This is a genomic window from Mucilaginibacter sp. OK098 (assembly GCF_900142915.1).
Lineage (GTDB): Bacteria > Bacteroidota > Bacteroidia > Sphingobacteriales > Sphingobacteriaceae > Mucilaginibacter.
Genome location: NZ_FRCM01000002.1, coordinates 355388 through 372374 on the forward strand (window position 1 = coordinate 355388; position 16987 = coordinate 372374).

General features: G+C 40.6%; 25 protein-coding genes. 9 read left to right on the forward strand and 16 right to left on the reverse strand.

The window, feature by feature from the left end:
* From BUE31_RS08690 to BUE31_RS08730, 9 genes are all read right to left on the reverse strand, one after another.
* Window positions 1-1605, reverse strand: a complete 1605-nt coding sequence (locus BUE31_RS08690; protein WP_083619538.1) for a SulP family inorganic anion transporter — start codon at window positions 1603-1605, stop codon at window positions 1-3.
* A gap of 77 nt (window positions 1606-1682) precedes the next feature.
* Window positions 1683-2015: a hypothetical protein gene (locus BUE31_RS08695; RefSeq protein WP_073402456.1), complete on the reverse strand. Its 333-nt coding sequence runs from the start codon at window positions 2013-2015 to the stop codon at window positions 1683-1685.
* A gap of 142 nt (window positions 2016-2157) precedes the next feature.
* On the reverse strand, window positions 2158-2520 hold the full coding sequence (locus tag BUE31_RS08700; RefSeq protein ID WP_073402458.1) for a helix-turn-helix domain-containing protein: 363 nt from the start codon (window positions 2518-2520) through the stop codon (window positions 2158-2160).
* Window positions 2521-2768: 248 nt separating this feature from the next.
* Window positions 2769-3167 carry a hypothetical protein gene (locus tag BUE31_RS08705; RefSeq protein WP_073402460.1) on the reverse strand — a complete coding sequence of 133 codons (399 nt, stop codon included), beginning with the start codon at window positions 3165-3167 and terminating at the stop codon, window positions 2769-2771.
* Between the two features lie 423 nt (window positions 3168-3590).
* Window positions 3591-4091: a GNAT family N-acetyltransferase gene (locus tag BUE31_RS08710; protein ID WP_073402462.1), complete on the reverse strand. Its 501-nt coding sequence runs from the start codon at window positions 4089-4091 to the stop codon at window positions 3591-3593.
* Window positions 4092-4569: 478 nt separating this feature from the next.
* The gene (locus BUE31_RS08715) at window positions 4570-5343 is read right to left on the reverse strand and encodes a DUF5995 family protein (RefSeq protein ID WP_073402464.1); all 774 of its coding nucleotides are present in this window, start codon (window positions 5341-5343) and stop codon (window positions 4570-4572) included.
* Between the two features lie 68 nt (window positions 5344-5411).
* The gene (locus BUE31_RS08720) at window positions 5412-5870 is read right to left on the reverse strand and encodes a hypothetical protein (RefSeq protein ID WP_073402466.1); all 459 of its coding nucleotides are present in this window, start codon (window positions 5868-5870) and stop codon (window positions 5412-5414) included.
* A 121-nt stretch (window positions 5871-5991) separates the two neighbouring features.
* A complete protein-coding gene (locus BUE31_RS08725) occupies window positions 5992-6327 on the reverse strand; it encodes a DUF6616 family protein (RefSeq protein ID WP_073402468.1) in 336 nt (111 codons plus the stop codon).
* Between the two features lie 166 nt (window positions 6328-6493).
* Window positions 6494-7195, reverse strand: a complete 702-nt coding sequence (locus BUE31_RS08730) for a S24 family peptidase (RefSeq protein WP_073402470.1) — start codon at window positions 7193-7195, stop codon at window positions 6494-6496.
* 213 nt (window positions 7196-7408) lie between these two features.
* Between BUE31_RS08730 and BUE31_RS08735 the strand changes: the two genes are divergently transcribed.
* From BUE31_RS08735 to BUE31_RS08750, 4 genes are all read left to right on the forward strand, one after another.
* Window positions 7409-7594, forward strand: coding sequence for a hypothetical protein (locus tag BUE31_RS08735; protein WP_073402472.1), 186 nt, complete (start codon window positions 7409-7411; stop codon window positions 7592-7594).
* Window positions 7595-7738: 144 nt separating this feature from the next.
* Entirely contained in the window at window positions 7739-8161 is a 423-nt protein-coding gene (locus BUE31_RS08740) for a hypothetical protein (protein ID WP_143167061.1), read from the forward strand.
* Window positions 8162-8294: 133 nt separating this feature from the next.
* A complete protein-coding gene (locus BUE31_RS08745; protein WP_073402476.1) occupies window positions 8295-9041 on the forward strand; it encodes a hypothetical protein in 747 nt (248 codons plus the stop codon).
* Window positions 9038-9898 (forward strand): hypothetical protein, encoded by an 861-nt coding sequence (locus tag BUE31_RS08750; RefSeq protein WP_073402478.1) that lies wholly within the window; start codon window positions 9038-9040, stop codon window positions 9896-9898. The genes BUE31_RS08745 and BUE31_RS08750 overlap by 4 nt, the downstream gene beginning before the upstream one ends.
* A gap of 259 nt (window positions 9899-10157) precedes the next feature.
* Here BUE31_RS08750 and BUE31_RS08755 read toward each other — a convergent pair whose 3' ends face one another.
* The 5 genes from BUE31_RS08755 to BUE31_RS08775 form a co-directional block, all read right to left on the reverse strand.
* Complete coding sequence (locus BUE31_RS08755) at window positions 10158-10730, reverse strand: pentapeptide repeat-containing protein (protein ID WP_073402480.1); 573 nt, start codon at window positions 10728-10730, stop codon at window positions 10158-10160.
* 262 nt (window positions 10731-10992) lie between these two features.
* Window positions 10993-11208: a YodC family protein gene (locus tag BUE31_RS08760; RefSeq protein ID WP_073402482.1), complete on the reverse strand. Its 216-nt coding sequence runs from the start codon at window positions 11206-11208 to the stop codon at window positions 10993-10995.
* Window positions 11209-11223: 15 nt separating this feature from the next.
* Window positions 11224-11556: a hypothetical protein gene (locus BUE31_RS08765; protein ID WP_073402484.1), complete on the reverse strand. Its 333-nt coding sequence runs from the start codon at window positions 11554-11556 to the stop codon at window positions 11224-11226.
* A gap of 201 nt (window positions 11557-11757) precedes the next feature.
* Complete coding sequence (locus tag BUE31_RS08770) at window positions 11758-12051, reverse strand: RNA recognition motif domain-containing protein (protein ID WP_073402486.1); 294 nt, start codon at window positions 12049-12051, stop codon at window positions 11758-11760.
* Window positions 12052-12267: 216 nt separating this feature from the next.
* Window positions 12268-12861: a hypothetical protein gene (locus BUE31_RS08775; RefSeq protein ID WP_143167062.1), complete on the reverse strand. Its 594-nt coding sequence runs from the start codon at window positions 12859-12861 to the stop codon at window positions 12268-12270.
* Between the two features lie 277 nt (window positions 12862-13138).
* On the opposite strand from BUE31_RS08775, the gene BUE31_RS08780 reads away from it, so the two are divergent.
* Window positions 13139-13600: a terminase small subunit gene (locus BUE31_RS08780; protein ID WP_073402490.1), complete on the forward strand. Its 462-nt coding sequence runs from the start codon at window positions 13139-13141 to the stop codon at window positions 13598-13600.
* 3 nt (window positions 13601-13603) lie between these two features.
* Here BUE31_RS08780 and BUE31_RS08785 read toward each other — a convergent pair whose 3' ends face one another.
* Complete coding sequence (locus BUE31_RS08785; protein ID WP_073402492.1) at window positions 13604-14056, reverse strand: lipocalin family protein; 453 nt, start codon at window positions 14054-14056, stop codon at window positions 13604-13606.
* Window positions 14057-14118: 62 nt separating this feature from the next.
* Window positions 14119-14676, reverse strand: a complete 558-nt coding sequence (locus BUE31_RS08790) for a hypothetical protein (protein WP_143167063.1) — start codon at window positions 14674-14676, stop codon at window positions 14119-14121.
* 57 nt (window positions 14677-14733) lie between these two features.
* Here BUE31_RS08790 and BUE31_RS08795 point away from each other — a divergent pair, with 57 nt between their 5' ends.
* From BUE31_RS08795 to BUE31_RS08810, 4 genes are all read left to right on the forward strand, one after another.
* Window positions 14734-15057, forward strand: coding sequence for a hypothetical protein (locus BUE31_RS08795; RefSeq protein ID WP_073402495.1), 324 nt, complete (start codon window positions 14734-14736; stop codon window positions 15055-15057).
* Between the two features lie 128 nt (window positions 15058-15185).
* Window positions 15186-15422 carry a hypothetical protein gene (locus BUE31_RS08800; protein WP_143167064.1) on the forward strand — a complete coding sequence of 79 codons (237 nt, stop codon included), beginning with the start codon at window positions 15186-15188 and terminating at the stop codon, window positions 15420-15422.
* A 45-nt stretch (window positions 15423-15467) separates the two neighbouring features.
* The gene (locus BUE31_RS08805; protein ID WP_073402499.1) at window positions 15468-16121 is read left to right on the forward strand and encodes a tetratricopeptide repeat protein; all 654 of its coding nucleotides are present in this window, start codon (window positions 15468-15470) and stop codon (window positions 16119-16121) included.
* A gap of 256 nt (window positions 16122-16377) precedes the next feature.
* Window positions 16378-16917: a P-loop NTPase family protein gene (locus tag BUE31_RS08810; protein WP_073402501.1), complete on the forward strand. Its 540-nt coding sequence runs from the start codon at window positions 16378-16380 to the stop codon at window positions 16915-16917.
* Window positions 16918-16987 lie beyond the last annotated feature (70 nt).

The following is a 16987-nucleotide window of genomic DNA, read 5'->3' on the forward strand; positions in this document are numbered from 1 at the left end:
TTAGTTAGCGTTATAAATTAATTCTTTTAAAGGCGGTACATCATACCTTTCCTTTATATCTTTTAGTTGCACAATAATTCCTTTGGTAAAAGCATTGTGCTTAAAATTGTGGATGATCTCCAATACATCCGGGTCAATATAGCGCGAGTTTACCCCGTCAATTATCACGTCTGTACCTTTAGGCAGGCTGGTAAGAGTTATCTGTATAGCGGCCTTGTTTAAAAACGAAACCTCCTCGGCAAGCTGCAGGTTTATTACCTTTTTATCCCCATTTTTTATGATGTGATAAAAATACGGATTGCGCATATTGGTACGCAATATGTAAAACACACCTACCAGCATCCCAATACCCACGCCTATCAGCAAATCGGTAAACACAACGGCAATAATAGTTACCGCAAACGGGATAAATTGATCCAGCCCTTTGTGCCACATGTGCTTAAATAACGAGATCCGCGCCAGTTTGTACCCGGTTACCAGCAATATGGCGGCAAGGCACGATAGCGGGATTTGGTTTATTACCCAGGGAATACACAGCAGCGCCGCCAGCAATAATACACCATGTATAACAGCGCTGGCTTTTGTACGCGCGCCGGCATCAACATTGGCTGATGAACGCACTATTACCGCCGTCATAGGTAAACCACCGAGTAAACCGCTTATAAGGTTACCTGCGCCCTGGGCTACCAGCTCGCGGTTGGTGGGCGAGATCCTTTTTATCGGGTCAATTTTATCCACCGCTTCAAGGCTCAGCAAACTCTCCAAACTCGCTACCACGGCTATGGTGAAGGCTACTATCCAAACCTGCTTGTTGCCAATGTGGCTAAAGTCGGCAGTTTTAAACAGGGCAAAAAACTCGCCGCTGCTGTTTATTACCGGTATGTTTACAAACTGCTTTTGAAGCAAGGCAAAGCTGCCACCGGCAAATAAAGCACTCAGGCTTATCCCCGCCACAACTACCAGCAATGGTGCAGGCACAATGGCCAGCTTTTTAAACCGCGGCCAAAATATCATTATAGCTAATGATACCATGCTGATAACCACAGCCCCGTAATTGATCTTTGAAAATGCATTGGTTATAGCCGAAAAGGTATTGTGCTCATCTGTTTGGCTAAAGCCTTCATCGCCTTCGAAATTGGCATCAAAACCAACCGCATGCGGAAACTGTTTCATAATAAGAATAATGCCTATTGCCGCCAGCATCCCCTCAATAACTGCCGAAGGGAAATAATTGGCAATAGTGCCGGCCTTTACCAAACCTAATATCATCTGGAACACACCAGCCAGTATCAGCGCCAGTAAAAACGTCTCGTACGATCCTAAACTGGTTATGGCGTTTAAAACAATTACCGTTAAACCCGCTGCCGGCCCTGCCACACTTAGCTGCGAGCCGCTAAGGCACCCTACAACAATACCACCTATAATACCGGTTAACACGCCTGCGAAAAGCGGCGCACCCGATGCCAGCGCAATGCCCAAACACAAAGGCAGCGCCACTAAAAACACCACTAAACTGGCCGGGAGATCTTTTTTTAAATTTTTAGAAAGGAAATATTTTTTTAGGTTGAGATTGCCCACAGCAAACCCACCTTGCTCATTTTGCATAATTGAAAATTTGGATTAAATATTTAAATAAATTGTAAAGCGAAATGCTCCGGGTAGGAAATACCCGGTAAATTTATTTAAACGTTGGGAGGCGGTGTGGGAACCTGCGGATGATACACCTGCTTATACAGGCAATGCTCAGAATTGTAAAGTACTTTTACCCCGGTAAGGAATGATTGATAGGCCAAAACATGCATATAAGCTTCATCGAAAACCTTTTTCTCCTTAACCATGTCCTTTTCAGGATTGTCCTTTTCAGCCTTTGATTCAAGCTCGAGTTGAAGAATAACCGAGCTGACAGTTTTATTATCAAGATACAAAAAAGCAGGAGCAAGTGATATGGCCATCTTTATTAAAAAGACGCCCAAAAACAACGCAACTACCAGTATTTTGAATTTCCTGACCTTCATTTATGCCGTAAAAATAATTATTAATAACCACAAAAACGTGGTTTGGTTTCATTTTAACAAGGTTTTACATTTTGATGAGGAAGAAAACAATAAAAAAATGGTGACCATCAAAGCTTTACAGCTTCTTTTTCACAGGCTCAAATTACCCGGCTTTTTGCTCTCCAATTAAGCCATTTTCCTTCAACTCTTTAAGTTCAAGTTCATAGGCCCGCATCCGGGCATGCAGTATGTCCATTTCGGTACGCATCATCTGGATCTCGGTAATAAGCTTAGCCGATTCGGGTTTGTTGATCTTTTTTTCACCGGTGCCGAGTATGAGCCACTCGGGCGAGTATTTGAGCTGAAAGCACAGCTTGCGGATAAGATAATAGCTTACGTCCTGCTTTTTATTGATCACTTTGCTGATAAATCCCTGGTCAACACCAATTGCACCAGCCAGGGCCAGTTGCCCGCCATGTTCCTTTACAATTACCTTTAACCGTTTTACTATTGCTTCGTCAGACATTTGGATTGCAATAATAAACAAAGTAGCGGGATTGTCAAGGGTAAAATATTATTAGTTGATTGAGTTGGATTGGGTTATATTAAGTTGTTAAAAAGCTAAATTAGTTGATTGAGTTGGATTGGGTTAGATTGAGTTGAATAAATTATTAAAAAAGCGAAAAGGCTACAAATTTGCTTTTACAAACCTATAGCCTTTCTCTAACCAACTTAATCAACTCACTCACATAATCAACTTAATAAACTAAAACCTTAACTTGCTAATACAAACTCACTGCCATGTTGCTGAACCATATCAAGCAATTCGTCAAGTTTTACATTATAGGCCTCGATAGAGATCTGGCCATTATTATATTTTGCAGAAAGTAATTTAAGCTCCTGTACTTTTGAGAGCCTTAAACTTTCGTTTTTGTTATTATAAAGGTTTGCCATAGTTGATGCTGCCGCCATATTTTGAGGCACATCATCAAAACGTAAAGTAACTTTTAAAGCCGCTATTTTTTGTTCGGTCGATTTTAATAAAAACATCGGTGGAATGCTCCTGCTCTCTCTTAAAACTGCATTAACTTTTACCGCTTGCTTTTTATCGAACTTTAATATCAATACTATAATGGTTACGCCTGCTACCAAAAAGAAAAAGAACACATCCATAGCTTTAAAATTTATCAATAACTAATTCAATACTTATCGTTTGACATATTTTTACGATAGTGACGACTAAGTAGTTACGTTATTTTAATAAATATTTTTTGGTGATCGTTTATAGTTAGTTATTCATGCTAAAAACCTTATTATCAGCTTCTAATATGAGGGTCGGCTTAGGTATAAATACTATATAATATAATATAAAGAAGAAATGACAAGAGGGGTTGTCATTATAAGATATAAAATCCTACTGGATCTAACTGGGGAATGACGGGGGTGGCCTGTCATGGTGAGTAATCTATTTTTTCGAGCAAAAATAGATTACTCACCATGACAAGCCCATTGTATGTTCAATATAATTTGTCATGGGTACGCATCCGTCCAACATTCAAACCAAAAACCTTCCGGCTATGAACCATCAACTATGAACTAAAGCACCTTCTCGTAACACAAAAAACGCATCCCCGGCCTGAAGCCCAGGCCTATCTCGCCGGCAAACTGATAGCCAAGTTTTGGGAAAAGCTTTTGGGTAGCCAGGTTATTGATATTGGTGTCAACACGTAATATTTTAATTCCGCGGTTAATGCCAACCACCTCTGCCTGCACCAGCAATGCGGCAGCAACCCCTTTGCCCTGGAACTTCGGACTTACAGCAAGCCGATGCGTTACTATAGCGGTTTGGGTAATGTCCCAGCCAACATCGGCATACTCTGGCTCCTGGTCGGTAGTAATAGCGGTTATGCCTGCAATGTTACTGTCAATATCAGCCACCCAAAGCTGGTTTAAGGCAATATCGTTTTCAAATACCTGTGGGTTGGGGTAAGTGTTATCCCATTGCATATTACCCGCAGCATTCATAACGGGCACAACTTCGGTAATAAGCTGCATTATTTGAGGGATATCTGTAAGGATAGCAAGGCGGAGGAGCATATAAAAGAAATGGATTAAGGAAGCAAATATTTGTAAACAGACGGCCTGACGGCGTTAATTTCTTCAATCGTAATTTTTACCAACTGAGATTTAACCTTTTTAGTAAAGGATTTAGCATTTAATGTGTTGTTATCTTTACTAATAACTAAACCATTAACTCCATTTAAGTTCTTAACATGCATGGCTGTTAATTTTCTTTGATCGATGCAAATATACTCATTAACAAAGTAAGGCAAACGTATTAAAATAATTCGAGTCAACTTAGGAGGCTCCTCTGGAGCCTGAAAATCTTTATTAATTTTTCTATAAACAGGATGCTCCTATAGAGCTTGTTTTATTGAATATTTTTCAAACTCAAATAGGCTCCTGAGGAGCCCCCTGTTTATAGAAATCGCAAATACAATAATTGGCTCCAGCGGAGCCTCCTGAATCGAGTCTGACAAGCATAATAATTAATATGCATTGCCCTAATCCCACCCTACCCCACTACAATCTTCTGCTTACTATCTTCATGCAATGCCTTAATAATTCTGGCAGGGCTTTTCCATTCAAACAGGTGGATGATCCAAACAGTGAAGCGCAAAAAACCTTTCATAATAATCAGTCCGTCGGCAAGTTTCTTAATGGTTTGGTCACGCTGGCTTATGCAGGCGGTGTAGTCTGCACCTTGTTTTTTCACCAAATCCTCGGCAAAGCACCAGGCGCCATCGCGGGCATTATCAATGCTAAACTGTATCAATATAGATGTTTGGTTATTATAATGCAGGCCCAGCAGCGATAACAATGGCGACATCCGGGCAATATCATTCACTACCTGGTAGGTTAAGGCCGATATAATGATGTTAATGGAATCAAAATCTGATTGTACGCCTGCTAATTGCCCGCCAGACACTTCGGCAGCAGCAATACCCAAATCAAGGTTAATATGCGCGCTCATACCCAGCAACAATTGCTGCAACACAAGGGCACCTGAACTTTTAGTAGCCTCAAAAGCCACAAGCCACGATGCCGAAAGCGATTGTTTATTTTTCCAGGCCGTTAAAGCATCAAGGTATCTGCTGGCAAACACTACATCAAACTTTTCCATTTGAGCGCCATTTGCAAACTGGCCTTTGGCTATCCCCTCCTTCACGCTGGCCGTTACCTTATAATATAAGGCAGCAAAATAACCCATGCGGTCGTTGGTTTTAATGCTTTCGGCAATAATGTTTTCAAGTTGTGCAAGTACATCATCAATAGTGTTGGCTGCCATAGGTGCTTTAAGGTTTAGGATGTCAATTTAGCTACGGCAACAGCGCCGCTTCATCATCAAAAATAATATTATAATATGATATCGCCACCGGCCTTTGCTAAATAGGCTTTCACCTCGTTATAAATATCACTATCCTTCCCCCTAACAAAACGGAGCGGGATAGCGATCTCGCTGCCATGGTCAGATACCCATTTTAAATTAACCCGGATGAGGGAGGAACTTCTGCCGTTTACCAGGCTGATCTCTTTAATATCTTTCCAGTCAATTGTGATGTTGCGGATATAATCAACCAGGCAGGTTTCATTTAGCTCCAACGCTGTTTCTCCTTTAATAGCAGGGACCAGCCGTTTAACTATCAGCAGCGCACTTATCAAAACAAACACAATTACAAATACGCCATAAACTATCCAGCCAGCTTTGCTATTGCTTCCCAGCACATTTGTAAGCAGCAAAAGCATTAATACCAGCATTACTAAAAAGCTGGCCAGGCTATAGCTTAGGCTGTAAGGGTGTTTGGTTGTTTCCATAGTCAGTAAAGTCGGCAAAGTCAGTAAAGTCCGAAAGATAGGTAATTAGCAGTTTAAAGCCTATGTTTCCGCTCTTTCTTTCAAACTTCCGGACTTCCGGTCTTTCCGACTTTCGGACTACCTACATACTAATAAGCGTCCCAATAATATCCTGCGGACTAGCCGGATTGCCTTTCATATTTTGTTGTTCAAAATAATTGTGCCAGCCAGCATCAGCAACCATGGTTTCAAAGGTTTTGGCAAACTCGTCTGTAGGGAATTTCCATATCGCGAAAAAATCAAAACCCATCCGTTTATCAGTATCGGTATCATTAGCCCCCCAGCTAATTATTTCAACTCCCTGTTCAATTAATTGTTGTATTGCCGGTGCAAGCTGCGCCATGTAAGCGCCCCTTTCTTCGGCGCCAAGGTCAAGCCATGCTTGCCGGGCATTCCATCCTTCAATGTAGTATTTCATGTTAATAGTATTTAATAATTGGTTTATCAATACTACTGATTATTAATGAGATAAGTATAGTCCGAAAGTCCGAAAGAAGCTTCGCTGCCGGGTTCTTCTTATCTACCGGACTTTCAGACTCAATGACTTTCGGACTTTCGGACTTTACTGACTTTCGAACTCCCTCCTAATGATTATGCTTCTTATGAATATCCTTCACTAAACACAACTTTTTAATTTCCTCAATTTTTATAACAAAAGGGGCATATTTAAGGCGGTTGCCAATCAATTCGGTAACGTTATCTGAATGGGCAATTACTTCTTCTTCATTATCGCCGGCAAGCAGGCGTTTGTACATGCGGTAGTCGCCCCATTCAATATAATACACTTCGCCGGGGAGGATCTTTTTATCGTGAATGATCTTTAGCGCCACCCAGCAGCCATTTTCCAAATATGGATACATGGAGTGCCCCCAAACCGGCAGGGCAAAGTCGCATTCCTCAATCCCCGGAAAGTTCATGTGGCCAACCGGCCGCGTATCATTAATGTCATTATAAACCTCAACACCCGAGGCCGTAGCTATTATTTCGTACATGGGGATCCCCTCAAACAGGCGTGCAACCCCTGTAGTTTCAGAATTAGTTGTATTTTTTTTACCAGTTAAGAAATCACTGTATTTTTCTTTAAATATCTTTAATTTTTCTGGATCAATATTCTGCCGGCTCTTTATTATCTCGGTAATTGAACTTGGCGAGTTAAATCCAAGCACCTCGGCAAGCTCGGCGTTTCCATTAAACGCTTTCCCCCTAAGTTGATTATATAGTATAATAAACTCCAGTGTTTCGGGCCTTATGGTTTTAATTTTATTGGGTTTCAACTGCTCATCCATAACAATAAAAATTAATTATTTTTTTTTCTTGATTTTAATAAAGATATTTCTTTATATTTGTAATGTAATAATTCACTAAAGTAGTACAAATTTAATTAATTTCCAAACGCGTGAGTAAAGAATATACAGAATATTTTACAGGAAGAGAACCGCCCGGCTGATTCATCGACCAAAAAATAAAAAACAACATAAACAATAGCTAACCAAAATCATATGCACCTCGCCTACTCAGCCATCGGCACAACAAACAACCCGCAACAAAACGGAACGCAACAACATGAACACGAAAATGAAACCCTATTACGCTATGATGCCTACCAGTTAACCTGCGAAAAGTACAGGCATGAAATTGCCGCTATCCAAAAGTACATCCCCGGCTGGGAGCCAAAGTTTAGGTAGAAGTTCATAGTTGATGGTTCATAGTTCATAGTCGCTGCGATTGTCGTTGCCATAAACTATCATCCATCAAACATGTACACCCCTCCCAATGACTAATGACTAATGACTAATGACTTAATGACTAATGACTTAATGACTAAAAAAATGATAAAGATCTCTCAAAAACTAAAAGACAAACTGTGGTGGCTCATCATCTCGGTTGATTACGATTACGGCCGCATCACCATTGCCGACCACGACCTTACTGAAGACACCTTAACCCTGTGGCTGGAAGACAAGCACGATTTTAAAAATACGCTTGACGAATGCCTGCAGGTTGACATCCCGGTAAAGCAATTCGCCAAAATAATAAAGGAGGAACAGCTTAATAGCTACGAGGGCTCAAAAATGCATCCAACTAAAAATTATTTGTATAAGGCCAGCATTGAAATAAACGCACCTATCCGCTGGTACCAGGATGACGCCACGCTTAATGAGCAGCAAAATGCCCGCGAAACGGTGCTTAAACTTTTACTAACCCAGCTAATTGAAACCCAAACCCTGGGCGAGGATATGGTTCTGTATTAGTCCGAAAGACCGGAAGGCCGAAAGCAAGAAAAGTCAAATTTCCATTATTTTTTTAATAGAAATTATGCCAACTAGCATATTTATCATAATACAATAAATCCGAAATAGAAAATCCGAAATCCGAAATAATAACATGAATTACATTGCACAAATAAAAGGCTTTTGGCTGCTGCACGAAAAGCATACATTAAACAGTACCGATACCGCCCTGTACTTTTACCTGCTTGAGGTTTGCAACAGCACCAACTGGATAAACCCATTTAAACGGAATAATGCCAAAGTAATGGCCGATCTGCACCTTTCAAGGGCTACATTTTTCAGATCGCGCAGCAAATTAAAAAAAGCCGGAATCTTAAATTTCAGGTCGGTAAATGGCACACCAAACGTAACCTATAACTTAACCGATCTTGAGCTTATCTATCGCGATAGAAATCAACCGGTTACAGGCAATGCTAATACAGGTTGCGAGCCGGGTAGTGATACAGGTTTTGTTACGGGTAGTGATACACTAAATAAAAACAGTAAACTAAAACCAAAACAAATAGTAGTAATAAGCTGCGCCGATGCTTTTGTTTTTTATGTTGAGACAAAGAATAACCGCATGCTTAAAGACAGGTTTGGCCTTGATAATAATGCTATGCGCCAGCTATTTGAAACTTTTTACGATTCAAAAATTGACCTCGGTGACCTGAACAACAAAACTATTGAAGAAATAGCCCGCAACTTTTATTACTGGCTCCCTAAACATCTTACAGCAGGGCAAAAAGAAAAAAGTTGCGCCAAAAAAGAAAGTTATAACCGCCCGCCTAACGGCCAACCATTAAGGGGTGTTGCTGCGGCAATGAAATTTGCAAATGTTGAAATGAGGGAGGATCAATGAAAATGTTAGGGATTGGTGACAGGAGATTAGAAAAAGCGCCTGATGATAAAGCGCCGGCCCGGGTTAGCAGTGGCTGGGCTATTTTAAAGCAGGAAAAGATAAGAAACCTACCTAAGCGCGATCTTTTTAAAATAGTGCTGGCAAGTGTTGCCAAAGCGTTTGCCGATACCAACACCAAAGAAATCAGCAATGAAGACCGCAACTACCTGGTTAATGAGCTTACGGATAACATTTTAAAGTATCATCCGGCTATTCGTTTAAATGAGATCCCGGAGGCTATAGCGCAGGGCGTTAGGGGCAGGTATGGTGAGTTTTATGGTCTTAGCGTGGTAACGTTCCTGAAGTTTATTGAGCAATATTTATTCTCGGAAAAGCGTACGAGCCTGGTTAAAGAACTGCCACCCGATGAAGTACCTAAGCCTGTCCCCAGCCTGCAAACACAATTTGAAACGGCAAAGCTTAACGCTATGCACGCCCTACAGCGCAAGAAGGATAAAAAGGACATCTCGGCCGTTTCAACATCGGTTTATAATTTTTTAGACCAGCTTACCCTGCTGCAATCTACCCCCAATGAAAAATACGACATGATGGCCGATGCCACCCGCGAGCTGATAGACGAGCTTAAATACAAACTAATCGTTTCGCCCTACGTTGAACGCGCTGCTATTAAAAAGGATATTGAAGCCTATACCGATGCCCTTACAGAACATACTGAAGTTAATGACAGACAACTAACCTTTGTTAAAATGCGGGCCAAAAAACTAGCATTGGATGCGTTTTTAAACAATGTTATTTTGGAGGGTGGGGACTTGGGGAGATTGATTGAAGAAAAGCGGGAGGTGTTTTTAAAAGAATAAACATCGATAAACTATGTTATTGCGAGCGCAGCGTGGCAATCGCGAACTATGCATTTACGCTTTGCAGGTTTTCCACCGTTCTATCCGCTCTGTAAAGTATGAGATTGCCCTCCGCTGGCTAGCGGATCGCAATGACAAATTCTATAAATATTACTACTATGAACTTAATTAAACAACCCAAACCATGGCTTGCAATGGCATTACTGGCATCGCTGCTTATGGCGATGCTTATCATTCTAAAACACTACAATGCGGTAGGCTAAACTATCTTCAACTGGTACTTACTCAACAACCCATGAATGCCTTGTGCAGAAAAACTGGCTTTTTTAACCGAGTTTATCTCGGGGTCAATATCATAATTATAGGCGGTGATGAAGTTGGCGTTGCTGATGTCGGTACGGTTAAATATGGCGCCGTTAAGGTCGCAATCACTAAATACGGAGCCGGCAAGATTGGCCTGGGTAAAGGTTACTTCTTTTAAGGTTGATTTACTAAACCTGGTTTTCAGCATTTTTTTTAGCATAAAGGATGAATAATCCAATATGCAGCCGTCAAACCCAACGCTGAACAAAAAATCAACACAGTCGGTAAAGTTTACGCCAAGGATCTTGCAGTTTTTAAATTCAACACTGCTTAAGGTGCATTTGGTAAGCTTCATTAACGACAGGTTACAGCCATCAAAAACACAGTCGATAAATTTATTATTGGCGAAGTTGCTATTGCTAAAATCGCACTTTTTAAAGGTGCAGTTATTGAACTCTTTGCCACTTACAGTTGCGCCTGCATAGTTCTCATCTTCAAAGGTTTTATCGTCGTGTACAAGGGCGTTCATTAATTGTGAATTGGTGAGATAGTGAATTATATTTAACTTGTGTGGGGTGCCACACTGAGGCTCTCGAAGGGCGACACGAGCAAAGGCCTCAGCGTCATGCTTAGCAACTGGAAAGGGCCACTGCGCACGTCGTCCTTCGACAGAGCTCAGGATGACACCCACCTTGCATCGCTTTGCTTTTTCTATCTTTCGGACTTTCGGACTTTCGGACTTTCGGACTTTCGGACTTTCGGACTTTCGGACTTTCGGACTTCCTCCCCACCTACCCCTCTACTTCATCAATAAAAAGCAATAAGTCCTGGTGAAAGGTTTCGCGTTTAAACTCGGTGCCGTCATAATAAACCACGTTAACCAGTTCATCGCTTTCTGTAAGTGCACCGGTCTTTATATCCTCGTTTAAAAAATAGCCTTCAACAGCCATTTTGGGGCCATCGGCAATCATTACTACAACATCACCCAAAACAAATTTCTTTTCCATGATATTTATTTATGTCTATCGTTCTATTTTAACCAGTTCTTTAGCTTCTTTCACCAATTCTTCCACTGCGCTTTCCTCTTCGGCAGGCTTGCTTGCATACTGCAGCTTGCGGAAACGCCACATGGCAAAAGCTGGCTCCTGGAAACGGTTGATCAGTTTAAAAAACTTGGGGAAGTTATGCACCTCATCAAGCAGCACACCGGTAACTATACCGCTGTTATCGAGGATCTCGCGGATGGTATATTCCTTATCCCGCGTTATCCAGATCTCAAAATCCTGGCGGATCTCCGCGCTTTTTTCAGGATCTATCTTATCGTTTATGCAGATTACTTTATCTCCGGGTTTCATACTGCAAATTTAAGCAGTAAAACGGAAAATTGTTTGAGGTGGGGGTCATTTTATTGAATACCTATAAGACGAAGCCTTGAAATATTATAGCGAAATATACATTTAATTCCCCCTTCAGGGGGTTAGGGGGCCTGGCAAAAAAAAAGCTCCCCGATCCAATCGGAGAGCTTTCCCAATAAAAAAGAATATTGTTATGGGCAATTAATTGCGTCTAAAACCACCTTTATTACCACCGCCACCGTTAAAACCGGGACCTTTATCCTCGGCAACGTTAACCGTAATACGGCGACCATAATAACTTGCTCCATTCATGCACCTAATCGCTTCCTTCGCCTCGTCATCATTGGCCATTTCTACAAAACCAAAACCTTTACTCTCTTTTGTTTCGCGGTCTTTAATTATCCTGAGCGATCTAACCGGCCCAAAATCACCAAACACAGCAGTTAATTCGGCCTCATCCACTTCAAGTGGCAAGCCTGCAATAAATACTTTCATCAATGTTTTTAAATTTATGCAAATGTACACAAAAAAGGCCGCATTTCAGGCAGGTGAAAGCTAAAAGGTTAAAGGCAAAGGGTTTTATTACGTTGGGATGATTTATTGATTTCGAAATTCGGAATTTCGATTTCGGATTTACTTTGCTTTTGGGTTCGATGTTCAATTTGAGATTTACTCCGGCCATGAACTATTAACTATGATCCATGAACTACCCTACTTCAGCTTCAAATTAAATGTCCCTTCAACTTTGTAAACGGGAGCATTTGCTTTATCATCCGGAGCTAAAAAGGCATGGAATGTGCCTTTGGCAAGTACACTATCCTGGTTATATTTGTCAACGTAAATATTTCCAAAATCTTTTTGATCAGCATATTTGCTTAGTGAAAACTGAAAGGCTGGCTTTTTATACCCCGGATTCAACAAAAACTGACTACCGGCAATATCACCGCTTTTATCATTATGCACATAGCCTGATGAACTTATGCCAAAGCTCATGGTATGCTCTTTATTTATGGCCGTAATACCAAAGTATCGTTTGGTATCATCATTGTCATCATGCACTGTAATAAATGCTATCGAATCTTTTGATGCATCAAACACATAGGTCGAATCTTTCAGTGTAAATGATAATGTGCCACTTGCTGCCAAAAAGTTACCTGGCGATAAAGTAGCCGCACTGTCTGCAGCAAGGCTTGTTTTTAATGCGCTGCTATCCTTCACATCACTATCCTTCTGGCACGATGCAAGCACCGCCATAAATGATAGAGAAATGAAAAATATAAGGTGAGTAAACCTCCTAATGCGCATATTTTAAATTATTAATTAAATCTACTAAATTAAAAACGAAGATAAAACATCTAAAGTTGCCTGCGTGTAAAATTTAGTTAACAATTTAACATTTTTTAACCTTAAAATCGTAACAATGCTGAAACATGTCTTATTCACATGATATTTAGGCCACTTTTTCCTTTAACGAAAATTAAAAACTTTAAAATTATTTTGCTAAAAATATTTGCATTTCAATTTTAAAATCCTTATCTTTACATCTGTACTATGCTAATTGGCATATTAATCATAATAACCAATGTTCCCACCCTGCTTTACTGATCAACATAACCTTGCCTTACGTATTGACGCCTATTTTAATTTTATTGAAGGCGAATACCACCTGGAAACAAAACCAGGAAAAGAAACTAAAGAGCAGCCCGCCCCTACTCAAAAAGTATGGGACCGTGATCCGGAACCTGCCACGCTTGCCGGGCTCGCTTTGTCTTTAGGCTTCAACAGCCTCATGGCTTTTGATGATTACATGGAGAATGGCGAATTTGCCGAAGTGCTTAAATGGGCGCACCTGCGGATTGAGGCATCGTACGAAAAAAAGCTCCATGCCCAATCAGCCGCCGGCGCAATATTCGCGCTTAAAAATATGGGATGGAATGAGCGTAAGGAGATTAAACCAGCCGAAGAGCAGTCCCACGTCCTTGCGGTACAGGTTTTTGAATCGGGCCCAACGCCTGCCGAAAGCGAAAAAGAGGTTATACTATAGCGGCTAACGCTTAAATGAAAAGTCGTCAATCTCGGTATCAACCAGGTTAATATTCTGTGGATCCGATACCTGGCTTTCGGCATGTATTGCAAATTCTGTTTCAGTAAGCTTTGTAATTGTTTCAGCAACACCATGGCCGCCATCAACATACAATGTCATTATATTACCCTTAAGCTTGTAGTTAAATGTAGAAAGGCCGGGCGCTATCCTTGTTCCTTTAGCTGATTGATAACCGCTGCCGTCTTCAAAAAATTGTGCAAAGTCATCCGTTGTGTAATTGGTTTTTATTTCTTCATCAATTTGTACGCCATCCCGTACCAGCTTCAGGTCGTGTTTGGTTATAAACCATTTTCCAACAACTGTTATTTTTGCCTGCGGCGATGCAGCATCTTTTTTACACGCTTGCATACACAGTAACAATACAGGCAAAATAAGCAGTATGTATTTGTGTTTCATAACCTTATAATTGGTAATGTTAAATGTACCAATTGTTTTTATAAGGCCTCCCCTTTTGATAATTATTTGGTGTAATAATAATCAAGCACGTATTTATAATTCTTCACGTCGGTATTAAGGGTTTGGGTGGTGGTATATTCCATATGTAAGGTTAATAGCGATGCCGTTAATTGTACTATTTGTGCCGATTGCGATACCAGGTGGATTACAGGAACAGGGCCGGTGCTGAAATTTACAGTACCAACGCCAAAACCACCCAGGCCTGCCGATGAAAGCTTAAACGCCAGTCCTGCAAAACTATACGTACCGCTTAAACTGTCAGCAGCTATAACATTACCCAATGATGTGCTGCCAATGCCACCTGAATTGTAAAAGCTTATTGAGCTAAATTTACCGTCAGCGTCAAATTGTGCAAAGCTAAGGGTCTTGTTTGATGCCAGCATTGTTGTGTCAGTTTTCAAAGTCCCATCGATGAGCACTTCTTCGCTTTGCTTTTGAAGGTTCCATTTTCCGATAATCAGCACCTGCTGCAAATTAGCCGGCGTATTGCTGCTTTTGTTGCCACAAGCACAAAAAAAGCATATAAAAATGGGGATCAATAAAAAGTAAATACGTTGCATAGCTGCAGGCTTAACAGGTTTTATGTAACAAATATAAAAATAAATCGACATTAAAAAATGATCCCTCAAAAAGCTTCAGTGCTATTTCGCCAAAACTACTATACTGATAATCATATTGTTATAAACCAAGGCGGTACAAGTTCAGGTAAGACCGTGGCCATCCTCCAGGTTTTGCTTAGCATCGCATGTGCGAACGCTGGGCAAGTAATTACAGTAGTTGGGCAAGACATCCCCAACCTTAAAGCGGGTGCGTTACGTGATGCACAGAGTATTTATTATGGATGGCCGGCGTTGCAAAGCATGATAAAAAGCTATAACAAAACCGACAGGATCTTTGAGTTTCACAACGGAACTGCAAAATATTTTGGCACAAACCATTAACCGGGTAAACCTGTAGAGGTAAAAGCTGAAAGGCGAAAGCTGAAAGGTAAAAACAACTTTACAACAACTACAACTTTTACAACCCTTATAACAACTCAATCAATCCAACCCAACCAACTCCCCCTCCAATGAACATCAAACTTGCCAACTCATTATTTGACGATGGTATATTCTCTGCCATGTACAAAGCTGGCTTTATAACCACAAAAGTTTTTACTTACCGCGAGATCTACCTGTGGGTACAGGCCCAAATGCAAACCCGCTGCTTAACCAAGCGCCAGGCCGTACTGGAAGCCGGCGGTAAATTTGATAAGGATGAACGGACGGTGTGGCGGGCGCTGAATAGTTTTGAGGAAGGGAAGTAAAGAGGCATTTCTTTTTATTTGACCTGATTATCATACCTTTAATTCATGAAACCAAACCAACGTAAAATATTATCAGCTTTAATTATCATTATATGCTTTTGCTCGTGCGCTAAGCCAAAAAGGAAAATAAATCCCTTGTCAATAAAGCTAAACGATTCGGCAATGCAGTTAGTTATGCACTTTGGGACAGACGACAAATCAGTTGTAAACGGTATAAATCTGTTAGACAAGGCAATTAGAATTGATAGTAATTATGTCACGGCGTATTGGAACAAATTTTCATTTCAGAATCAATTAAAGCAATATAACGAAGCGTTGGAAACGGTAAAACATCTGTTAAAACTAAGGCCTAATGATGCCCTTATCATAGCTCTTACCGGGTTGGCTTACGAAAAAACAGGCGATACGATATCTGCGGCAAAGTGTTATAAAAACGCCTTGTCAAATTACGATAAGATACTTGATACAATGAACCTTAAAAATAAAAGCTATTGCGGTTTGGCTACTGGTAAAGCAATGATATTAAAACTATTAAATAAAAATGAGCAAAGCGACGCTTATCTAAAAGGATTACTTCAAACAGAAACAGATCCTGTAAACAAGCAATTATATGAAGAATCTTTAAGGGATAGCAGAAACGATGTTCTTTATGGGAAAGGCGATACCGTATCAGAAAACGCTAATCCTGTAAAACACTGACAAAACACTGTCAGCACTTTAATAAAAAGTTATACTGATCTTTGAATAGTCTGAACCGGGATTCAGCAGATTAATGGATTTATGGGATGCTTGTCAATTAAAATCGCGAAAATTCTTTAATCCCAAAATCCTGGTTCAGAAATAGCAACATGCCGACAAAACACTGTCAGCACTTAAACAAAAACTTATCCCGATCTTTGAAATATACCAGCGCCTGATCCAATTTATTAATCCCTGTATTTATATTTGCAGGGCAATGAAAATACATATAATGGGGGCATCATGTGCAGGTTCAACAACCTTAGGCATGGCCATGGCAAGACAGTTATCCTACCCTTACTTTGATACTGATAAGTATTTCTGGCAGCCATCTGAAATACCCTTTACTTCCAGGTATTCATTTGAAGACAGGAATAAGATGCTTAAAGATGATTTATTGCTAAGCAACAACTGGATCCTTGGCGGTTCAATTATAAATTGGGGCGATGAGTGGCTCACAGCATTTGATTGTGTTGTGTTTTTATATTTACCACAGCCAATAAGGATGGAACGTTTAAAAGCCAGGGAGCTGGATCGCTACGGTAATATTATATTTACTGATGCTACACGCAACCGTTTATATAAGGAATTTGTTGAATGGGCCACCGGTTATGATGATAACACCACCAACGGCCGAAACCTGCAGGCTCACCAAAACTGGCTGAACAAACTAAACTGCCCGGTAATTGAAATTACCAGCGATACTACAGTTCAGCAACGCTTAGATGTTATTTTAAACAACCTGCAGCGTAAATAACAACGTACTGACAAAACAGTGTCAGCACCTAAACAAAAACTTATCCCGATCTTTGAATAGTCTGAACCGG